Source organism: Pacificispira sp., from assembly GCF_965228185.1.
Taxonomy (GTDB): Bacteria; Pseudomonadota; Alphaproteobacteria; order UBA8366; family Aestuariispiraceae; genus Pacificispira.
On sequence record NZ_CBDDHE010000008.1, the window covers coordinates 596,542 to 614,752 of the forward strand.

An 18,211-nucleotide genomic window follows, 5' to 3' on the forward strand; every position below is an offset into this window, starting at 1 on the left:
GACAACCCGCCATGCCGATCTCAGGTGATTCCATCTGAACGCATACCGCTCTAAACCCAGTCGCGGAGCTGCGCCACCAGCGGGACGTCCGCCGGGGGCATCGGGTAATCGCCCAGCCGCGCCGGCCGGACCCAGGCGAGCTCTTGACCTTCGCGCGGTTGCGGATTGCCCTGCCAGACCCGGCACACATAGAGCGGCATCAGCAGGTGGAAATCGTCATAGGCATGGCTGGCGAATCCGATCGGCGCCAGACAGCTCGCCCGCGTGTCGATCCCCAGCTCTTCCTGCAATTCGCGGATCAGGGCGCGTTCCGGCGTTTCGCCCTCGGCGACCTTGCCGCCGGGAAATTCCCACAGACCGGCCATCTTCTTCCCTTCGGGCCGCTTGGCGATCAGGATCCGTCCGTCGCGGTCGATCAGCGCCACGGCGACGACCAGCAGGATCGGCACGTCGCGTTCCGCCTCGAACAATCCCTCGCTGACGTCCCAACAGCCGCTCATCCGCCGCCTTCCTTCCAATCCGCCCGATCCAATTCATACCAGTTTACATCGACATCGCATGCGCGCGCCGGGGCATGGATGCGGACGACCTTCTCGAACCGCATGCCCAACCTCCGGATCAGACGGTTCGACGGTTCATTGGCAAGAAAAACCCGCGCATAGAGCGATGTCAGTCCCAGATCGCGGAAGGCATGGTCGATCCCGGCCCGCGCCAGTTCCCCACCGAAGCCCTGGCCCCAGACCGATCTTGTCACAATATAGCTGATTTCCGCCCGGCCCGGATCGTCCTCTGCGAAAGTCAGGCCGAACTGACCGACATAGGTGGCATCGTCCTGTTTCCGCGCGGCCAGAAGCCGGTACGTCCCCTGGTCCCGTTTGGCCAGGGCTTCCGTTATGAACTTCTGCGCCCCGTTTTCCGGATAGGGATAGGGGATGCTGGAGGTATAGCGGACGGATTCCCAGTCCAGACAGCTCGCCTGCACATCCCCGGCATCGTCGAGGGCGATGGGTTGCAGAAACAGGCGGGCGGAACGAAGGGGATAGCCGAATTCAGCTTCGGTAATCGGCATTGATGTCGATATAGGCATGGGTCAGATCGCAGGTCCAAACCCGGGCCTTGCCCCGTCCGACGCCGACATCCACCTCGATATGGATCTCGCGGCCCTTCAGATGTTCGGCCACCGGTGCTTCGTCATAGCCTTCGACGCCTTCGCCCTTCTCGACGATGAGGACGCCGCCCATGGAGACGGTCATGCTGTCGCGGTCGGCCCGCTCTCCGGCCTTGCCAACGGCCATGACGACGCGGCCCCAATTGGCATCCTGTCCCGCGATCGCGGTCTTCACCAGCGGCGAATTGGCGATCGACAGGCCGATCGTGCGCGCCGCCTTGTCGGAGGCTGCGCCGGTCACGTCGATGGTGACGAATTTGGACGCGCCCTCGCCGTCCTTCACCACCTGATGCGCCAGATCGGTCAGCACATCCAGCAGCGCCGTGCGGAACCCTTTCAGCGCCTTGTCCGACGACTTCTTCGGCGCCGTATTGCCCGCCGCGCCGGTCGCGGCCAGCAGCAGGGTGTCGCTGGTCGAGGTGTCGCCGTCGACGGTGATGCAATTGAAGCTTTTATCCGTCGCCTTGCGCAGCAGCTTCTGCAGGATCGCCGGCGGAATGTTGGCGTCGGTGAACACGAAGGACAGCATGGTCGCCATGTCCGGCGCGATCATGCCCGATCCTTTCGCGAAACCGGCGATGGTGACGGGCACGCCGCCGATCTCACAAGTCGCGGACGCGCCCTTGGGGAAGGTGTCCGTGGTCATGATCGCGCGCGACGCCTTGCGCCAGCCATCGGCCGACAGCGAGGCATACAGCTTCGGCACGGCTTTCGTAATCCGGTCCGCGGGCAGTTTCTGCCCGATCACCCCGGTGGAAGCGATCAGGATTTCCTTCCTGCGGCATCCGATGGCATCGGCCGCCGCGGCCGCCATATGCTCCGTTCCTTCCATCCCGGCGCGGCCGGTGAAGGCGTTGGCGTTGCCCGCATTGACCAGAATGCCGCGTGCCTTGCCCTTCTTCAGGACCTGCGCGCACCATTCGACCGCCGAGGATCGGGTCAGCGACGTGGTCAGCACCCCGGCGACCGACGATCCGGGCGCCAGCTCCGCCATGAACAGATCAGGGCGGCCCTTGTATTTCACGCCCGCGGCATAGCCGCCCAAGGTCACACCGGCGATTTCCGGCAGATTGGGAAAGCTACTGGGGGCGAAGGGCGATACGGCGTCGGCCATGGCGCGGTTTCCTGATTTCGGTTGCGTCCGTTACTGCGGGGCGGGCAAGGGATTGCCGTCCAGATCGAAACGCTCGACCTGCGCGCCCTGAATGGCTTCTTCGATGACCGCGCGGACATGCTGTTCCGCCAGTTGCTGGCGGAAGCGCGGGGCCAGTTCCTCATAGGAAGGCGGCGTGATCTCACGACGCTCGTCCACCAGGATCACGTGCCAGCCGAACTGGGACTGGACCGGATCGCCGGTAAAGGTGTTCGGCTGCAGCGCGAAGGCCGCATTCTCGAACGGTTCAACCGTTTCGCCGCGCGCGAGCCAGCCCAGATCGCCACCCTTTGCCGCGGAGCCGCTGTCCATGGAAACTTCCTTGGCCAGATCCGCGAACGGCGTCCCGTCGGTCACTTTTTGAATGATATCGCGCGCCTCTTCCTCGGTCTCGACCAGGATGTGGCGGGTCTTGATTTCCTCGCCGCCCGGCTGCTGCGCGACCCAATCGTCATAGGCCTTCTGAACCTCGGCGTCGGAAACGCGGGCTTCCGCCTCGTTGATCAAGAAATATTGATAGATCAACTCATTCTCGGCCTGGCGCATGCGTTCCTGAATTTCCGGCAGGTCCTGGACGCCCTCTTCGCGCGCCTTCGTCGACACGACGCGGCGGCCGATGACTTCCTCCAGCAACAACGGATAAAGCTGCTGCACGCCCTGGGCCTGAACCTCGCGCGGCAATTCGCGGAACAAGCGGACCAGATCCGCTTCGGTCACGGCTTCGCCGTTGACGGTCGCGACGGTCTTACCGCCGGACTGCGCCGCTGCGGGACCGGCACCGGTGAAGGCGGCGGCCGCGAAGACCAGGGCGGCGGCCGACAAACCGATGCGAAACTGCGGCGACAAAAGCGGCATAATGAACCTCTTCGAAATGTGACATGAACCGGTACAAGCGACCCCCGTGAGGCCGTCCTTTTTCGCAGCGCAAGAAACCACGTCCCGCCGCCGACCACAAGCATTACAGCGGGGTTTCTCCGGCCTCCGGGGCAGGCACGCGTTGACAGCCGGGCAGCGGCCCCTTATCTCCAAACGCGCGGATGCGCTGCCCGGATTTCCCGGATTTTCGCATCTCTCTCGCGGTCGGGCTCTGCGGCTCCTCCTTCGTCGAACCAATTGCTCCAATCACAAAGGTCACGTCTTTCATGCTGGGCGGTTTGCTAAAGAACGTGTTCGGGTCCGCCAACGACCGGATCGTGAAACAGATGCGCAAGCGCGCCGAAAAGATCGGGGCGATGGAGCCGGAACTGGAGGCGCTGGACGATGCCGCGCTGAAGGCGAAAACGGCGGAGTTCCAGAAGCGCCTGGCCGAGGGCGAAAGCGAAGACGACATTCTTGAGGAGGCCTTTGCGGTGGTCCGCGAGGCCTCCAAACGCGTTCTGGGCATGCGGCATTTCGACGTCCAGCTGGTCGGCGGGATGGTCCTGCATCAGGGCAAGATCGCGGAGATGAAGACCGGGGAAGGCAAGACCCTGGTCGCGACCCTGGCGGTCTATCTGAACGCGCTGTCCGGCAAGGGCGTCCATGTCGTCACCGTCAACGATTACCTGGCGCGACGCGATGCCGGCTGGATGGGCCGGATTTACGAGTTCCTGGGGCTGAGTGTCGGCGTGGTCGTGCCCGGCCTGGACGAGGTTGGCCGTCAGGCGGCCTATCGCTGCGACATCACCTATGCGACGAATAACGAGCTGGGCTTCGACTATCTGCGCGACAATCTGAAGTTCCGCCTGGACCAGATGGCGCAGCGCGAACCGCATTTCGCCATCGTCGACGAGGTCGACAGCATCCTGATCGACGAGGCGCGGACGCCGCTGATCATTTCCGGCCCGACCGACGATTCCTCGGAACTCTACATGACCGTCGACGCGCTGATCCCGCTGCTGACGGAAGAGGATTTCGAGAAGGACGAGAAGCAGCGCGCCGTGACCCTGACCGAAATCGGCCAGGAGCGGATCGAGGAATTGCTGCGCGAGAAGACGTCCCTGTTGGGCGAAGGCGGGCTGTATGACGTCCAGAACGTCACGGTCGTGCATCACGTCAACCAGGCCTTGCGCGCGCACAAGCTGTTCACGCGCGACGTGGATTACATCGTCAAGGACAACAAGGTCGTCATCATCGACGAGTTCACCGGCCGCATGATGGAAGGCCGGCGCTATTCCGAAGGCCTGCACCAGGCCCTGGAAGCCAAGGAGAAAGTGGCGATCCAGATGGAGAACCAGACCCTGGCCTCCATCACCTTCCAGAATTATTTCCGAATGTACGAGAAACTGGCGGGCATGACCGGCACGGCCATGACAGAGGCCGGGGAATTCGCCGAGATCTACGGCCTGGAAGTCGTCGACATCCCGACCAACAAGCCGATGCAGCGTATCGACAATGACGACGAGGTCTATCGCACCTCGGCCGAGCGCGACGCCGCCGTCGTGCAGCAGATCCTGGAATGCAACAAGAAGGGTCAGCCGGTCCTGGTCGGCACGGTGTCGATCGAAAAGTCCGAACAGCTGGCCGGCGAGCTGAAGAAGAAGGGCATCCGGCACCAGATCCTGAACGCGCGCCAGCACGAACGCGAGGCCTATATCATCGGCGAGGCGGGCGTTCCCGGCGCCGTGACCATCGCGACCAACATGGCCGGCCGCGGCACCGACATTCAGTTGGGCGGCAACCTGGAACTGCGCCTGGAACGCGAGTTGGCGGAGATCGAGGACGAATCCCTGCGCGCCCAGAAACAGGCGCAGATCAAGGACGAGATCGAGACCCGCAGGAAAGAGGTTCTGGCCGCCGGCGGTCTGTTCGTCCTGGGCACGGAACGGCATGAAAGCCGCCGCATCGACAACCAGCTGCGCGGCCGGTCGGGCCGTCAGGGCGATCCGGGCGAATCGAAGTTCTTCGTAAGCCTGGAAGACGATCTGATGCGCATCTTCGGGTCGGAGCGCATGGATGGCGTGCTGCGCCGCCTGGGCCTAGAAGAGGGCGAGGCCATCGTCCATCCCTGGGTCAACAAGGCGTTGGAAAAGGCACAGTCGAAAGTCGAGGCCCGCAACTTCGAAATCCGCAAGCAGTTGCTGAAATTCGACAACGTCATGAACGACCAGCGCAAGGTCGTGTTCGAGCAGCGCAAGGAACTGATGGGCGATGACGATGTCAGCGAAACCATCAAGGACATGCGCGCCGAGACGGTGGACGAAATCGTCGACCGCTGCATTCCGGAAAAGGCCCTGCCCGAGGAATGGGCGCTGGATTCCCTGCATGAGGAATGTCTGCGCGTCTTCGGTCTGGACCTGCCGATCCAGGAATGGGCCAAGGAAGAGGGCGTCGGTCATACCGAGTTCCGCGACCGCATCGGCGACGCGATCGACCGCAAGATGGCAGAGAAGGCGTCCCGCTATGGCGCCAACATCATGCGCATCGCCGAACGCAGCCTGCTGCTGCAATTGCTGGACAATGCCTGGAAGGACCATCTGCTTCAGTTGGACCACCTTCGGCAGGGGATCGGCCTGCGTGCCTTCGCCCAGCGCGATCCGCTGAACGAATACAAGACAGAGGCTTTCGCGCTGTTCGAATCCCTGCTGACCGGGCTGCGCAGCCAGGTGACACAGGTTCTGTCCCATGTCGAACTGCGCACCGACGCGGAAGAGAACCTGGCGCGGCGACAGGCCCCGACGGCCCAGCAGGAACTGCGCCCGGCCGCCGAGGACGATATCGCCGATGCCTCCGGCGGCAGCGCCCGAGAACCCGCGGCACAAACTTCGGCCGGCACGCAGCCGGTGTCAGACGACACGCCGCCCCCGGGCTTCGTGAAGCATGAGGCGACGGGCCGCTGGCTGCATCCGGGCGACCCGAGCACCTGGGGCAAGGTCCCGCGCAACGCGCCCTGCCCTTGCATGTCGGGCAAGAAATACAAGCACTGCCACGGTAAGGCCTGACCGGACGCCATGCCGACCGCCGCCGATAAGCGTCAGGATCTGACCCGGCAGGCGGTCGCGGCGTTTCAGTCCGGCGACAGTGCGACGGCCGACCGGTTGTTCCGCAAACTGGCGACCGACAAGAAGGCGGATGCCCAGTCACTCTATAACTATGGTGTCTTCCTACGCCGCTCCGGGCGACCGGCGGACGCGGTCTACTGGCTGAACCGCTGCCTGCGTAACGCGCCGGATCGGGCGGATGCGCGGATCGAACGCGGCCTCGCCCTGTCCGATCAGGGGGAGTTGACCGGCGCGGTCGACGACCTTGCGGCCTTCCCCCGCGATCCGGTCGCCCTGCGCGCCCTCGCCAACATCCAGACCGGACTTGGCCAATGGACGGAGGCGAAGACCAGTCTTTCGATATTGCATTCCCTGGAAGCGTGGACCGAGGCCGATGGCCTTCTGATGGTCCGGCTTTTGTTGGAAACCGGGCAGATCGACGATGCACATACGCTCTGTCGCTCGCTGCGCGCCGCAAATCCCAATCTGGCTCCGTCGCTGTTGAAATCGCTTGGGCAGCGTTCGAAGGGGCGGCTCAGCCTCGATGAAACCCGCCTGGCCCGGCTCATCGGAGACGACCCCGTCGAAAATCCGGTCAGCTAGCGTCCAACCGCCGGAACGCGCCGGGCCCCAGTCCGGTTTCTTTCTTGAACCGGATTGAAAAGGACGGCACGGATTCATAGCCACATCGCGCGGCGATCTCCGAAACGTCCAAATCCGTATGGCGCAAGAGATCACGCGCCCGGATCATACGCCAGAGCCGCAGATAGGCTGCGGGCGCCATTCCGGCCCGCGCCGCGAAAGCCTCCGCAAAGGCCGTGCGGGACATTCCCGCCTCTCGTGCCAGATCCGAAAGTGTCCAGCGGGCCTCTGGCCGGTTGTGAATGGCTTCCACCGAACGACGCAGGCGCCTGTCCGCCAGAACCGTCAGGAAACCGGGCGTGGCCGACATCTCCTTTCCGGTCAGGCGGCGCAGCGCATACAGCAGCAGCATCTCCATGGACCGAGTCAGGATCGCCGTTCCGCCGGGCTGCCCCCCGTCGTGTTCCGCCGCCAGTATGCCCAGCAGCGCGGTAAGGGGTGGATCGTTCCGGATCTCGGCGGCGCGCAGTACGACCACCTTCGGCAATTGCGACAATACGGGATGGTTGAAACCCGCTCGGAAACGACAGAACCCGCATAGCAGCGTCGTACAGGCGCCGGTCTCGCCATATTGAAACCGCCCGTCCGGCGTCAGCGTGCCGGCCGAAAGGGCTTCGTTCAGCGGAACTGCGGGCCGGCTGTTGTCCCGAAACAGTGTTTGCGTCGCGCCGTGGGGGATCAGGACCCAATCGCCCGCCGCCAAGCCTATCGGCGGCAGTCCGGGCACCGTCACCATACAATCCCCGTCCAGACCGCCATGAATCCGAATCGTATCGCCGTCTTCGGGAATAACGATCGCGAAATCCCCGCGCAGATCCGCCGTGAAATACATTCCGCCGGTCAGACGCAGCGCGTCCAGGACATCGCTCAGGGGGTCGTTCCGGACCATCGATTTTGGACGATTCGATATAAAATCTGATCTGGGAAGAATGGTCGTCCGAAACTTCTCCGTCAATAGTCGGCGCTCAACCTACATATGAGGAAGCCGATGACACTTGAATCCAGCCTGGCCCTGATCGGGTTTGCCTTTGTCATGTCACTGTCGCCCGGTCCTGGAAATTTTCTGCTGCTCAGTTCCGGGGTAAATTTCGGGTTCGGCCGATCCCTACCGCTGGTCCTTGGGATCAGTTGCGGCTTTCTGACCATGGTGTTCGGCATCGGCATCGGGTTAGGGGAAATCCTGCAGCGCGCACCGGCCATCCTGACGGTCCTTCGCGTCCTATGCGCGGCCTATGTGATGTATTTGGCCTGGAAGATTTCGCGCATCCGATCGTTGGGAAGCGGGTCGGACGGAACGCTGGCGAAACCGATCGGGTTTGTCCAAGCGGCCATGTTTCAATTGGTCAATCCCAAGGCCTGGGCGGTGGCATTCATCCTGACGGTTTCCTATACGGACCCGGAAAACTATCTGAGCAGCCTGCTGATACTGATCGCCCTGTTTGCGATCGTTAATCTGCCGACCATCAGCCTTTGGGCGGTGTCCGGTGTGGCCTTGCGGCGCGTGCTCTCCACCGACACGCGGCTCAGGCTTTTCAACCTCGTCATGGCTGGCTTGCTGATCGCCACCATGATCCCCGTCCTTGCCGACCGAAGTCTAATCGGGGGCTGAGCCCACTCGCGCCGAGACCCGCCCAAACTTCCGAATTGGAAAGAATTCGGGATTCCCGTTATCATAAGCAGTCTTGAATGTGAAATGGTCCGGGACCAATCGAGCACAGGCGGATGGGCGAAGATTTCAACGTTTTTCTGTTGTTGCTGAACAACATATCGATCTTTGTCGTTCTGATCGTCGGGTACTCCTATCTGATCGATCAGGTCCGCGGCTGGCCGACGGTTCGCCGGCAGCTCTTACTGGGCGTGTTCTTCGGCCTGGTCACTCTCGGCAGCATGTATGTCAAAATTCCCGTTACCGAAGGTGTGATTGTCGATCAGCGCAATGCCATCATTGTCTTGAGCGGCGCCTTCGGCGGACCGTTTTCCGCCCTTGCCAGCGCGGCAATTGCCGGTGCGTTTCGGATCTATTTGGGCGGCAGCGGCGCCATGGCCGGGGTCTTCGGCGTCACCCTGTCCGCCCTGGTCGGCGCAGGCCTGTACTATATGCGCTGGTACAAGACGGACGTCGTTACCCTGGCGGTCGGCGCCGTCCTGGCCGTCCTGTTTACCGCGCCGGGCTTTCTGTTGGTCGGCGATCTCGCCTTCGGATTCGACCTGATGATGCGGATGCTGCTTCCCTGGGGCAGCGCGATCTTCATGGGCATTTTTCTGGGTGGCCTGTTGTTGTCCCGCGAGGACCGACGCCAGAAAGCGGAACTGGAAAAGCGGAAGAGCGAGACGCTCTACAAGCAATTGTTCGACAGTTCCTTGGTGTCGCTCTGGATCGTGGACCTGAGCGCGGTCTGGGACCGGTTACAGGAACTGCGTGCCGCGGGCGTTACCGACCTTCGGGCGCATCTGGCCAAGCATCCGGAAGAATATGACAGGCTATCGGCCCTATCCGCCATCCTGCATGTCAACAAGGCGTGCCTTGATCTGTATGGCGCCTCTTCATTTGACGAGTTGATCCGTCACCGGCAATTCGTTCTGGGCCCAAAAGTCGATGAGGTGCGTGCCGAGCAATTCTGCGCTGTCTGGGAAGGACGTGACAGCCTGGTGATAGACGCCGAGCATCGAACACTGAAGGACCAACCACTGTCGGTGATCGTTTCCATGCCGATTCCCAAGGACCGGTCCGAATCGGTGGCCGTCCCCGTCAGCGTCATGGACCTGACTGACCGGGTGGCGGCCGAACGGGAAAGGGATCACGCGCTGCAGGAAGCGCGGGACGCCAGCCAGGCGAAATCCAAATTCCTGGCGGCGATGAGTCATGAATTGCGCACACCGCTGAATGCCATCCTCGGCTTCGCGGAAATCATATCTCATCGCCTCGTCGGCCCCCCAGGGGGCGGAAAGTACACCGAATATGCCGGCCATATCCATTCCAGCGGGAAGCTTCTCCTGTCCCTGGTGGATGACATTCTGGACATCGCGGCGATCGAGGCGGGACGCAAGAAGTTGCACTTTGCCGAGTTCGAATTACCCGATGTGGTTGGCGAAAGCATTGCCATGCTCGATACCAAAGCTAGTGCCGCGGGCGTCTCGATCCGGTCCGAGTTGCCGGACGCACTGCCGATGGTAATCGGGGACCGCCGCGCGGTGCAGCAGGTTCTGCTGAATCTGCTGTCCAACTCCGTCAAGTATACGCCAACCGGCGGCCAGATCCTGATTGCGGCCGACCGCCTGAACGATCGTATGGCCATCCGCGTCGCGGATACCGGAAAGGGCATTCCCCCGGAACGGTTGACCGATATCCTAGAGCCGTTTGCCCGCGGTGAAACCGACCCCCATAAAGCCCAGGACGGTTGGGGGCTCGGCCTGTCCATCGCCCGGTCCCTGGTCGAACTGCACCATGGCGAGTTTCAGATCAGCAGTACGCTGGGCCAGGGCACGACAGTGACCTTCGACCTGCCAAGCCGACCTCACTGACCATCTCTTAGCGGAACAGACCCAGCAGCATCTGCCGCATCGCCCCGGCATAGACCGCGGGGTCCGCACCTTCCGATACGGCCAGCGCGGCACGGTCGAACGCGGCGGATAGCAGGCTCGCCAATTCTTCAAGCGGCAGGTCGTCCCGACCGAATCGCCGCGCCGCGTGAGCCAGCCCGTCATATAATGTGCCGCCGCCGGTTTCCCGATCGATCGCCGCAAGCGCATCCGCGCCCAGGACGGCCGGTCCGTCGATCAGCAGAATCCGGCTGCGCCCCGGATGCCGCATCGCCTGAAAATACGCCTCCGCGCCGGTCACAAGTGCGTCGATCGGATCCGTCTGGTCAATCGACGCCTCCTCAATCTCCTCCGCAACGGAATGTGCTTCCTGGACCACCACGGCCCGGAACAAATCCGCCTTGTCGGTGAAATGATGGTACAGCGCGCCGCGCGTGACCTCTGCCGATTTGACGATTTCGGGCGTTCCCGTCTCGGCATAGCCCTTTTCGACAAAGAGGGCACGGGCGGCGGACAGCAATTTCCCGCGGGTTTCTTCGGACCGGTCGCGGTTTGAGCGTCGGGCCATCTTTTCCTGTTGCATACATGCAGCCTGTATGTTAGTTAATCACTACATACACACTGTATGTATCTTTTTACAGGAGATCAACAATGCGCTGCACCCAGTACTACCCCGTGATCATGACCGGCGATGTCGCCGCCACGTCCCGGTTCTATCAGGACCATTTCCGTTTCCGGGCGGCGTTCGAGGCCGATTGGTATGTCCATCTGCAATCGACCGAGGACGAAAAGGTGAACCTCGCCATTCTGAAGGGCGACCATGAGACCATCCCGGAAGTCGGCCGGGGCCGCGTTTCCGGCCTGCTGCTGAACTTCGAAGTCGAGGATGTCGACGCGGTCTATGATCAGGCGAAGGCCGACGGCCTGCCGATCCTTCTGGATATCCGCGACGAGGCCTTCGGCCAGCGCCATTTCATCACCAGCGATCCGAACGGCGTGCTGATCGACGTCATCAAACCGATCCCGCCCAGCGCCGAGTTCCTGGCCCAATACGCCCCGGACGCGGTGCCTGTCTGACGCCGCGCATGTTGCCGGACGTCATAGCCGCGATGGCGGGCGTTCAGGGAGGATCGGCACATTCGTGCCGGTTACCCCTGGATCCCCGCCTGCGCGGGTATGACGAAGAAAATGAGGGCCGGTTCACGTGAGCCAATCCCGATAAGGTCCCAGCGGGTACGCCACCGGCCCACGCCCGCCCCACCCGATCCGTCATTCCCGCGCAGGCGGGAATCCAGGGCAAGGAGACACGACTGTGCCGGCTTCAGGAGGATTCCTGCTTCCGCAGGAATACCGACGTCGGGCAGCCTTACGGCCCTAAACTTTTCGCGCTACCACGAAGTGAGACGGCGGCGATTTCGGGAAGTCGCCGGTCTCGACAATGTCGAATCCCGCCTCGCGGATCATCTTTTCCAACGCCCCGGTGGACATGAAGCGCACATAGGGCGCCTTGCCGAATACTTGCATGACGGCAATCGGCAACCACATCGCGCGCCAGATCCCCTGCAGGCAGACCGATTTCGAGATGAACAGCCCGCCCGGTTCGACGCGGTCACGGATCTCGGCCAGGACCGCCGGAAGGGTAGGCAGGAGATGCAGGATGTTAAACGCCGTCACCGCATCATAGGTCCCGGCACCCAGGCTGCCGTCGCCCGGCGCGGCCTGGCGGAAATCGACATTCGCCACCCCCTGGTCGCTTGCCTTGCTCTGGGCGATTTCGATCATGCGATCGGAAATATCGGTGCCGGTGATATGCCCGGCGGCATCGGCCAGTTTCAGCGCGGTCGTGCCGGTTCCGCAGCCGATCTCCAGCACCCTGTCCGTCGGTTTCAGATGGGCCCGAACCCGGTCCAGCGTGTGTTCATAGGCCGGCATGTTCTTCACCGGGCTCGCCGCGTACTTATCCGCCGCCTTGTCCCAGAATGTCCGCGCCGTTGTCATTGAACCCTCCCCATTTTGGCACAACCGATTTAGAGCGTCGGCATTGCAGGCGCAAGCAACGGTCGATGAAGTTTAACGGTCTTTTTAGGGAGTCCTTTGCTACCAACCCGGCGACACAAGGGGAACCAGGATATGCGCATGCCCCGACGGACCGCCAGACTGAAAGGGTTGCCCAGATCGTAGGATTCTTCGAAGAGGCCCTGCGCTGACCTACTCCACGGCCTGGACGGCTTCCTCGTAATCCAACCGGGCCGCGCGGATTGCCTCGTGGCTGTCGGATGCCCAGGTGATCAACCCGGAAAGGGGCTGCAGGATCGACTGTCCCAGAGGCGTCAGCGCGTATTCGACGCTGGGCGGCGTTGTATCGAACACCGTGCGTTTCACGAAACCGTCCCGCTGCAGGCTGCGCAGGGTCTGTGTCAGCATGCGCTGGGATATGTCCGGGATGCGCCGCCGCAATTCCCCGAAGCGATGCGGCCGGCTACCCAGGGTCAGCAGCATCAGCGTGCTCCATTTATCGCCGATCCGGTCCAGCACATCGCGCACCGGGCAGCCTTCCAGCGCCTGCGCGTCCTGGGCGCGGGCAAATTCCGCGACGACCCCGCGGACCGTCTGATCGGGCTCTTCCACCCACCGTCTCCTTCCAGCCGGTTCCCTGAAGGTAACCATCTGCGTTGAAACTGCCTTCTTTTCGAACGGCCTGCAATTCCCTTTATAGCGCTGGTCTCTTTTGTATACCAACTTTCGGAGCGTAACATGACTGACAAACTTCTGGTAACCGGTGCCTCGGGCCGTCTCGGTCAGGCGGTGATCCGTCATCTTCTCGACACCCTGTCCGTCGATCCCTCCCGCATCGTCGCCGCCTCCCGCACGCCGGAGAAACAGGCCACACTGGCGGAGAAGGGGATCGAAACCCGCCGCATCGATTTTGACGACCCGGCCGCTGCGGGTGCCTTGACCGGCATCGGTCGGATGCTGCTGATCTCGACCGACGCGCTGGGCGAACCGGGCAAACGCCTGTCCCAACACAAGGCCGCCATCACCGCCGCCAAGCAGGCCGGTGTCGGTCATGTGGTCTACACGTCCATGCCCAATCCGGAAGGCTCCCTGATCCCCTTCGCGCCGGATCACCTGGGCACGGAACAGGCACTGGCCGAGAGCGGCCTGGGTTGGACCGTGCTGCGCAACGGCTGGTATATGGAGAACCTGTTCATGTCCCTGCCCGGCGCGGTCGCGTCCGGCCAGTGGGTCAGCGCGGCGGGCGGCGGCAAGCTGGCCCATATCGCGCTGGACGATTGCGCCCGCGCCGCCGCGACCGCCCTGGCCGATGGGGTGACGGCGAACCGCCTGCTGACCTTGACTGGTGGCCAGGCTCGCAGCACGGCGGACATCGCCGCGCTGGTATCCAACCTAACCGGCCGGACGATCGAAGTGGTGCCCGTGTCGGACGAGGCCCTGCGCCAGGGCATGATCACCCATGGCGTCCCGGAAGTCCTGGCCCCGATCTTCGCCTCCTTCGACGCCAATACCCGCGAAGGCAAGATCGCCATGGTGACGAATGATTTCGAAACGCTGACCGGAGCGAAGCCGCGGGCGCTGGAGGATTTCCTGACCGCCAGTAAGGGCGCGCTTCTGGCCCAGGCGGCGTAGTCTCAAGACCGATCCTCTCAACCTGTCACCTCGGCGAAAGCCGGGGTCCAGGGAACAGGGCACCCGCCCTGCACTTGGCTCTGGATTCCGGCTTTCGCCGGAATGACGGGCGTGTTCAGCAAGGAACCAGGATTAGGAACGCAAAGGACGCGGCGTTTTCGCAGAGGACGCCGAGACGTCCTGCCCCCCCTCCGCGTCCTCTGCGATCCCCCCTCGCGCTCCGCGTTCCAACGATCCCGTGTTCCTGCGAAAGCAGGAACCTTCGACGGCCCAGCAGAGCGCGGGGACAGAGAAGATCCCTGCTTTCGCAGGGATGCGGCTTTAAGGATTAGCCGCCGCCCGCGCGGAAGTTCTTGCGGTAGCCCCCGCGCGCATCGCCGATCCGGTCCAGGGTCTCCTCGACCTTATCCGCATCCTCCCCGTCCAACGTGCCGAACACCGCTTCAACGCCGCGCGGAACGGGCCAAAGCTGGGCGACCGGCGTGCCGGCGGGCAGGGTTCCGGTCCAATCCCTGTCGGTCCACAAGGCCGGGAAATGGACAAAGCCGTGACTGAACGCGTCGCAATCGACCAGGCCGGTGAGGGTGCGGAAGGGCAGGTCGAAGCGGTTGACCGGGTGGGTGAACAGCACGGACCAGCCGTCCGGCACCTCGACGGTCCAGGCGCTGTTGAACTTTATTGCGGCCATGCCGGGTTCCGCAAAGGGCACGCCGTCCAACTGGGCCGAGACATGCAAGGAAATCGGCGACCGCGTCAGGCGATTCTGGGCGGCCGGCGGCAGATCCCAATCCCAGGCGAAATCCGGCCCGTCCGTTACCGCGACGTCGCAGAGCAGCGGCATCAGCCAGCCGCCGCCCATCGCGTCCAGGAAAGGCGGACAATGTTTCACCGTCCGCACATCCTGGCCGATCAGCGCGCTATGCGCCTCCTGCGGCATGGCTTTCAGCCAGTCCGGCAGCCCCTGCCGCCCCGACACCGGCCGCGGCAGAACCTCCCGCCATTCCGGCGGACAACGAAAGGTGATCTGGACCGTCAACTTACTTCAGGGCCGCTTTCCGTTTGCGCTCGCGTTCCTTCTGGATCGTATACAGCGTGGCGGCGGCCACGGTGACGATCACGAACAGGACACCGATCACATTGATAACGGGCGACAGGCCGAAACGGAAGCGCGAGCCGATTTCCGTCACCAGGGTCCAGTCGCCACCGATGGCGAAGACCGTCGTATTGTAGTTTTCGATCGACTGCAGGAAGGCGATCACCGCCGCCGTCAGAATGGTCGGCATCAGGAACGGCAAGGTGATGCGTCGGAACATGAAGAAACTGGACGCGCCGAGATCCAGCGCCGCCTCTTCCAACACTCGGTCCTGACGCTGCAGACGCGCCATGAACAGCAGCATGGAATAGGACGCGATGAAGCTGGCCTGGGCCAGGATCGTCAGCAACAACCCGCCCGACACATTGACCCGGCCCCAGAAGATCAGGGTCGAAATACCGAGAATGATCCCCGGCATCAGCAGCGGCGAGACCAGCGTCGCATAGAGCACATTGTTGAAGCGGCTTTGCAGTCTGGTCAGGATGAAGGCACCGGACAGGCCGAGCGGCAGCGAGATGCCGATCACGCCTGCGGCGACAATCACCGAATTGACGATCCCCTGCAGGATGCGGTCGTCCTCCGCCAGTTCCCCGAACCATTTCAGGGTCCAGCCGCGCCACTGCGTGACCGACGGGTACTCATAGGCGTTGAACGCGGCCAGCGACATGACCAGCAAGGGGGCGAAGAGATAGAGGAAGAAGACCCCGATATAGATTTTCAGGATCACTTCGGACCATTCGGTCCCGGCCCGGCGTCCGGCCGGAGCGGGGGCGCCGGCCGCGACGGTGACGGCGGAATCAGAGGTGGTGGCGGTCATTCTGTCGTCCCCCTATTTCGCGATGTCGCGGATGCCGACCTTGAACACCTTCATCATGATCAGGATGAAGGCGAGGCAGACCAGCACCAGGCTGAAGGAATAGGCGGCCCCGACATTCCAGTTCTGGCTTTCGAAGAACTGGCGGTAGATCAGCTGCGAGAACCAATCGCCCGACTTCCCGCGCGTCATGATCTGCGGCACCGAATAGGAGCCGACCGACAGCATGAAGGTCATGATGCAGCCGACCGCGATCCCCGGCTTGGCATGGGGGATGACGACCCGCCAATGGGTGCGGAAGGTCGATGCGCCCAGGTCCCGCGACGCCTCCAACTGATTCTTATCCAGCGTGTCGACCGTGTTGTAGATCGGGAAGATCATGAACAGGACATAGGCATAGATCAGCGCGACGAAGACCGACCCGGAGTATTCCAGGAAGGGAACCCAGCTCTTGCTTTCGAAATTGACCAGGCCCAGCCAGGCCAGGAAACTGTTCACCACCCCCTGATAATCCAGGATCATCAGCCAGGCATAGACGCGCAGCAATTCATTGATGGCATAGGGGATGATCAGCCCCAGCAGCAACAGGGCCGCCCGCTGCGGTGTCGCCAGCTTGGCGATGGTGAACGCGATCGGGTAACACACGATCAAGGCCAGAACCGTCACCATCAGCGCATAGACGATACTTTTTACAAATATCGTGAAATGTAGCGACGACATCTTGGTGTAGTTCTGCAATCCATAGACCGTCGGCGGATCGGTCTCCTGCGCCTCCAGTTCCGCGATGGTCGCTTTGAGGCCGTCGACCTCTTCCTGCAAGGCGACCTTCTCGTCACCCTCCTTGCTGGTCAGGTCGTATTCCATCAGGCCCAAGTCGGAATAGGCCCGGTCGATTTTCATGCCCAGCTGATCGTCGCGGTCGATGATCCACAGCGAATGTTCCAGCATGAAGGCCTGGGGCAGGATGATGAGGATCAACAGCCAGAACGCCGTCAGCGTCACGAAGACGGTGGTCAGCCCCTTGCCGTAACTTCGGATCAGCTCATTCATTGTCGACCTCGCCCGGGCGCATGACGATGGCGTCGCCCGCGTTGAAGCCGACCTTGGCCGCGCCCGCCAGATCGCCGTGCCGGCCGCGATTGGCCTCATGCACGATGAAGGGTCCGGCATCGGTCTTGAAGAACAGGTTCACATAGGCGCCTTCCAGATCGCGGCGCTCAAAATGCGCCTCGAAGCTATTGTCCGGGATGACGCCATTGACCAGAACCGTGCGCTCCGGTCGGACGAACAGCATCGCCGTCTCCCCGGCGGACAGCCCGTCCTGGTTCAACCCGCGCAGCGGGCCTTGCGGGGTTTCGACGACGGCATATTCCTTGTCGGCCTGCGCGACCTTACCCTGCAGCACATTGTTCTCGCCGACGAAGGTCGCGACGAAGGGCGTTTTCGGATTGGCGTAGATATTGTCGACCGTGTCGACCTGTTCCACCACACCTGCCTTCATCACCGCGATGCGGTCGGACATGGTCAGGGCCTCGCCCTGGTCATGGGTGATGAAGATGAAGGTGACGCCGGTCTTGCGCTGGATTTCTTTCAATTCAGCCCGCATGTATTGGCGTAGTTTCAAATCCAATGCCGACAGCGGTTCGTCCAGCAACAGTACCGCCGGCTCCACCGCCAGGGCGCGCGCGATGGCGACGCGCTGCTTCTGGCCGCCGGACAATTCCGCCGGTGTCTTTTCCTCGTGACCCTGCAGCCCGACCAGCGCCAGCAGTTCGAAGGCGCGGTTGCGGCGGGTCTTCTTGTCGATGCCGCGCGCCTCGAGACCGAAGGCGACGTTTTCCCAATTACTCATTAACGGGAAAAGCGCGAGGTTCTGGAAGATCAGGGCCGTGGGCCGTCGCGCCGGGCCCAGCCCGCGCATATTGTCCTCGCCGATGAAGACCGACCCCTCGGTCGGCTCGATAAAGCCGGAAACCATGCGCAGGATCGTCGTCTTGCCGCAGCCCGACGGGCCAAGGACGGAGAAGAACTCGCCCGCGTTGATCTTCAGATTGGTTTTCTGGACGGCGGTGAAATCGCCGAATCGCATCACAACGTCTTCCAGACGCACATCCTTGCCGCGCATGGGCTCCCCCTTCCCAGAATATCAAAAAACAAATACTGCCCTTGAAGCGGTAAACCCGGGCGGTGATGG

18 protein-coding genes are annotated in these 18,211 nt (G+C 62.7%); 6 read left to right on the forward strand and 12 right to left on the reverse strand.

Annotation, left to right across the window (positions count from 1 at the left end):
- Nucleotides 1-50 precede the first annotated feature (50 nt).
- Genes mutT through ACO06O_RS17600 form a run of 4 tightly spaced genes read right to left on the reverse strand, consistent with a single transcriptional unit; the run spans nucleotide 51 to nucleotide 3,176 of the window.
- A complete protein-coding gene (gene mutT / locus ACO06O_RS17585; RefSeq protein WP_421882715.1) occupies nucleotides 51-500 on the reverse strand; it encodes an 8-oxo-dGTP diphosphatase MutT in 450 nt (149 codons plus the stop codon).
- A complete protein-coding gene (locus ACO06O_RS17590; RefSeq protein ID WP_421882718.1) occupies nucleotides 497-1,069 on the reverse strand; it encodes a GNAT family N-acetyltransferase in 573 nt (190 codons plus the stop codon). Before ACO06O_RS17590 ends, mutT begins: the two co-directional genes overlap by 4 nt.
- Nucleotides 1,050-2,282, reverse strand: a complete 1,233-nt coding sequence (gene argJ / locus ACO06O_RS17595) for a bifunctional glutamate N-acetyltransferase/amino-acid acetyltransferase ArgJ (RefSeq protein ID WP_421882721.1) — start codon at nucleotides 2,280-2,282, stop codon at nucleotides 1,050-1,052. Before argJ ends, ACO06O_RS17590 begins: the two co-directional genes overlap by 20 nt.
- 30 nt (nucleotides 2,283-2,312) lie before the next feature.
- Nucleotides 2,313-3,176, reverse strand: coding sequence for a peptidylprolyl isomerase (locus ACO06O_RS17600; protein WP_421882725.1), 864 nt, complete (start codon nucleotides 3,174-3,176; stop codon nucleotides 2,313-2,315).
- Nucleotides 3,177-3,463: 287 nt separating this feature from the next.
- Here ACO06O_RS17600 and secA point away from each other — a divergent pair, with 287 nt between their 5' ends.
- Together secA and ACO06O_RS17610 are read left to right on the forward strand one after the other, a co-directional pair.
- On the forward strand, nucleotides 3,464-6,241 hold the full coding sequence (gene secA / locus ACO06O_RS17605; protein WP_421882728.1) for a preprotein translocase subunit SecA: 2,778 nt from the start codon (nucleotides 3,464-3,466) through the stop codon (nucleotides 6,239-6,241).
- 9 nt (nucleotides 6,242-6,250) lie between these two features.
- The gene (locus ACO06O_RS17610; RefSeq protein WP_421882731.1) at nucleotides 6,251-6,883 is read left to right on the forward strand and encodes a tetratricopeptide repeat protein; all 633 of its coding nucleotides are present in this window, start codon (nucleotides 6,251-6,253) and stop codon (nucleotides 6,881-6,883) included.
- On the opposite strand, the gene ACO06O_RS17615 is transcribed toward ACO06O_RS17610, so the two are convergent.
- Complete coding sequence (locus ACO06O_RS17615) at nucleotides 6,876-7,811, reverse strand: AraC family transcriptional regulator (RefSeq protein WP_421882734.1); 936 nt, start codon at nucleotides 7,809-7,811, stop codon at nucleotides 6,876-6,878. The genes ACO06O_RS17610 and ACO06O_RS17615 overlap by 8 nt on opposite strands.
- Nucleotides 7,812-7,910: 99 nt before the next feature.
- On the opposite strand from ACO06O_RS17615, the gene ACO06O_RS17620 reads away from it, so the two are divergent.
- On the forward strand, nucleotides 7,911-8,531 hold the full coding sequence (locus ACO06O_RS17620) for a LysE family translocator (RefSeq protein WP_421882737.1): 621 nt from the start codon (nucleotides 7,911-7,913) through the stop codon (nucleotides 8,529-8,531).
- A gap of 113 nt (nucleotides 8,532-8,644) precedes the next feature.
- Nucleotides 8,645-10,444, forward strand: a complete 1,800-nt coding sequence (locus ACO06O_RS17625; RefSeq protein WP_421882740.1) for an ATP-binding protein — start codon at nucleotides 8,645-8,647, stop codon at nucleotides 10,442-10,444.
- A 7-nt stretch (nucleotides 10,445-10,451) separates the two neighbouring features.
- Here the strand turns inward: ACO06O_RS17625 and ACO06O_RS17630 are convergent, their stop codons facing one another.
- Nucleotides 10,452-11,030 carry a TetR/AcrR family transcriptional regulator gene (locus ACO06O_RS17630; protein ID WP_421882743.1) on the reverse strand — a complete coding sequence of 193 codons (579 nt, stop codon included), beginning with the start codon at nucleotides 11,028-11,030 and terminating at the stop codon, nucleotides 10,452-10,454.
- 83 nt (nucleotides 11,031-11,113) lie between these two features.
- On the opposite strand from ACO06O_RS17630, the gene ACO06O_RS17635 reads away from it, so the two are divergent.
- On the forward strand, nucleotides 11,114-11,539 hold the full coding sequence (locus tag ACO06O_RS17635) for a VOC family protein (protein WP_421882745.1): 426 nt from the start codon (nucleotides 11,114-11,116) through the stop codon (nucleotides 11,537-11,539).
- A gap of 297 nt (nucleotides 11,540-11,836) precedes the next feature.
- On the opposite strand, the gene ACO06O_RS17640 is transcribed toward ACO06O_RS17635, so the two are convergent.
- On the reverse strand, nucleotides 11,837-12,460 hold the full coding sequence (locus ACO06O_RS17640) for a class I SAM-dependent methyltransferase (protein ID WP_421882748.1): 624 nt from the start codon (nucleotides 12,458-12,460) through the stop codon (nucleotides 11,837-11,839).
- Between the two features lie 210 nt (nucleotides 12,461-12,670).
- Complete coding sequence (locus tag ACO06O_RS17645; RefSeq protein ID WP_421882752.1) at nucleotides 12,671-13,090, reverse strand: winged helix-turn-helix transcriptional regulator; 420 nt, start codon at nucleotides 13,088-13,090, stop codon at nucleotides 12,671-12,673.
- Between the two features lie 126 nt (nucleotides 13,091-13,216).
- Between ACO06O_RS17645 and ACO06O_RS17650 the strand changes: the two genes are divergently transcribed.
- Nucleotides 13,217-14,110, forward strand: coding sequence for an SDR family oxidoreductase (locus ACO06O_RS17650; RefSeq protein WP_421882755.1), 894 nt, complete (start codon nucleotides 13,217-13,219; stop codon nucleotides 14,108-14,110).
- 328 nt (nucleotides 14,111-14,438) lie between these two features.
- Here the strand turns inward: ACO06O_RS17650 and ACO06O_RS17655 are convergent, their stop codons facing one another.
- Genes ACO06O_RS17655 through ACO06O_RS17670 form a run of 4 tightly spaced genes read right to left on the reverse strand, consistent with a single transcriptional unit; the run spans nucleotide 14,439 to nucleotide 18,142 of the window.
- Nucleotides 14,439-15,146 carry a hypothetical protein gene (locus ACO06O_RS17655; protein WP_421882758.1) on the reverse strand — a complete coding sequence of 236 codons (708 nt, stop codon included), beginning with the start codon at nucleotides 15,144-15,146 and terminating at the stop codon, nucleotides 14,439-14,441.
- 1 nt (nucleotide 15,147) lies between these two features.
- Nucleotides 15,148-16,020, reverse strand: a complete 873-nt coding sequence (locus ACO06O_RS17660) for an ABC transporter permease (RefSeq protein ID WP_420418889.1) — start codon at nucleotides 16,018-16,020, stop codon at nucleotides 15,148-15,150.
- Nucleotides 16,021-16,032: 12 nt separating this feature from the next.
- Nucleotides 16,033-17,067, reverse strand: coding sequence for an ABC transporter permease (locus tag ACO06O_RS17665; RefSeq protein ID WP_421882761.1), 1,035 nt, complete (start codon nucleotides 17,065-17,067; stop codon nucleotides 16,033-16,035).
- On the reverse strand, nucleotides 17,060-18,142 hold the full coding sequence (locus ACO06O_RS17670; protein WP_421882764.1) for an ABC transporter ATP-binding protein: 1,083 nt from the start codon (nucleotides 18,140-18,142) through the stop codon (nucleotides 17,060-17,062). The genes ACO06O_RS17665 and ACO06O_RS17670 overlap by 8 nt, the downstream gene beginning before the upstream one ends.
- Nucleotides 18,143-18,211: the final 69 nt, after the last annotated feature.

Coding starts and splice junctions, on each gene's coding strand:
- mutT (WP_421882715.1), bottom strand. CDS start 500: ATGAGCGGCTGTTGGGACGTCAGCGAGGGATTGTTCGAGGCGGAACGC.
- ACO06O_RS17590 (WP_421882718.1), bottom strand. CDS start 1,069: ATGCCGATTACCGAAGCTGAATTCGGCTATCCCCTTCGTTCCGCCCGC.
- argJ (WP_421882721.1), bottom strand. CDS start 2,282: ATGGCCGACGCCGTATCGCCCTTCGCCCCCAGTAGCTTTCCCAATCTG.
- ACO06O_RS17600 (WP_421882725.1), bottom strand. CDS start 3,176: ATGCCGCTTTTGTCGCCGCAGTTTCGCATCGGTTTGTCGGCCGCCGCC.
- secA (WP_421882728.1), top strand. CDS start 3,464: ATGCTGGGCGGTTTGCTAAAGAACGTGTTCGGGTCCGCCAACGACCGG.
- ACO06O_RS17610 (WP_421882731.1), top strand. CDS start 6,251: ATGCCGACCGCCGCCGATAAGCGTCAGGATCTGACCCGGCAGGCGGTC.
- ACO06O_RS17615 (WP_421882734.1), bottom strand. CDS start 7,811: ATGGTCCGGAACGACCCCCTGAGCGATGTCCTGGACGCGCTGCGTCTG.
- ACO06O_RS17620 (WP_421882737.1), top strand. CDS start 7,911: ATGACACTTGAATCCAGCCTGGCCCTGATCGGGTTTGCCTTTGTCATG.
- ACO06O_RS17625 (WP_421882740.1), top strand. CDS start 8,645: ATGGGCGAAGATTTCAACGTTTTTCTGTTGTTGCTGAACAACATATCG.
- ACO06O_RS17630 (WP_421882743.1), bottom strand. CDS start 11,030: ATGGCCCGACGCTCAAACCGCGACCGGTCCGAAGAAACCCGCGGGAAA.
- ACO06O_RS17635 (WP_421882745.1), top strand. CDS start 11,114: ATGCGCTGCACCCAGTACTACCCCGTGATCATGACCGGCGATGTCGCC.
- ACO06O_RS17640 (WP_421882748.1), bottom strand. CDS start 12,460: ATGACAACGGCGCGGACATTCTGGGACAAGGCGGCGGATAAGTACGCG.
- ACO06O_RS17650 (WP_421882755.1), top strand. CDS start 13,217: ATGACTGACAAACTTCTGGTAACCGGTGCCTCGGGCCGTCTCGGTCAG.
- ACO06O_RS17660 (WP_420418889.1), bottom strand. CDS start 16,020: ATGACCGCCACCACCTCTGATTCCGCCGTCACCGTCGCGGCCGGCGCC.
- ACO06O_RS17665 (WP_421882761.1), bottom strand. CDS start 17,067: ATGAATGAGCTGATCCGAAGTTACGGCAAGGGGCTGACCACCGTCTTC.
- ACO06O_RS17670 (WP_421882764.1), bottom strand. CDS start 18,142: ATGCGCGGCAAGGATGTGCGTCTGGAAGACGTTGTGATGCGATTCGGC.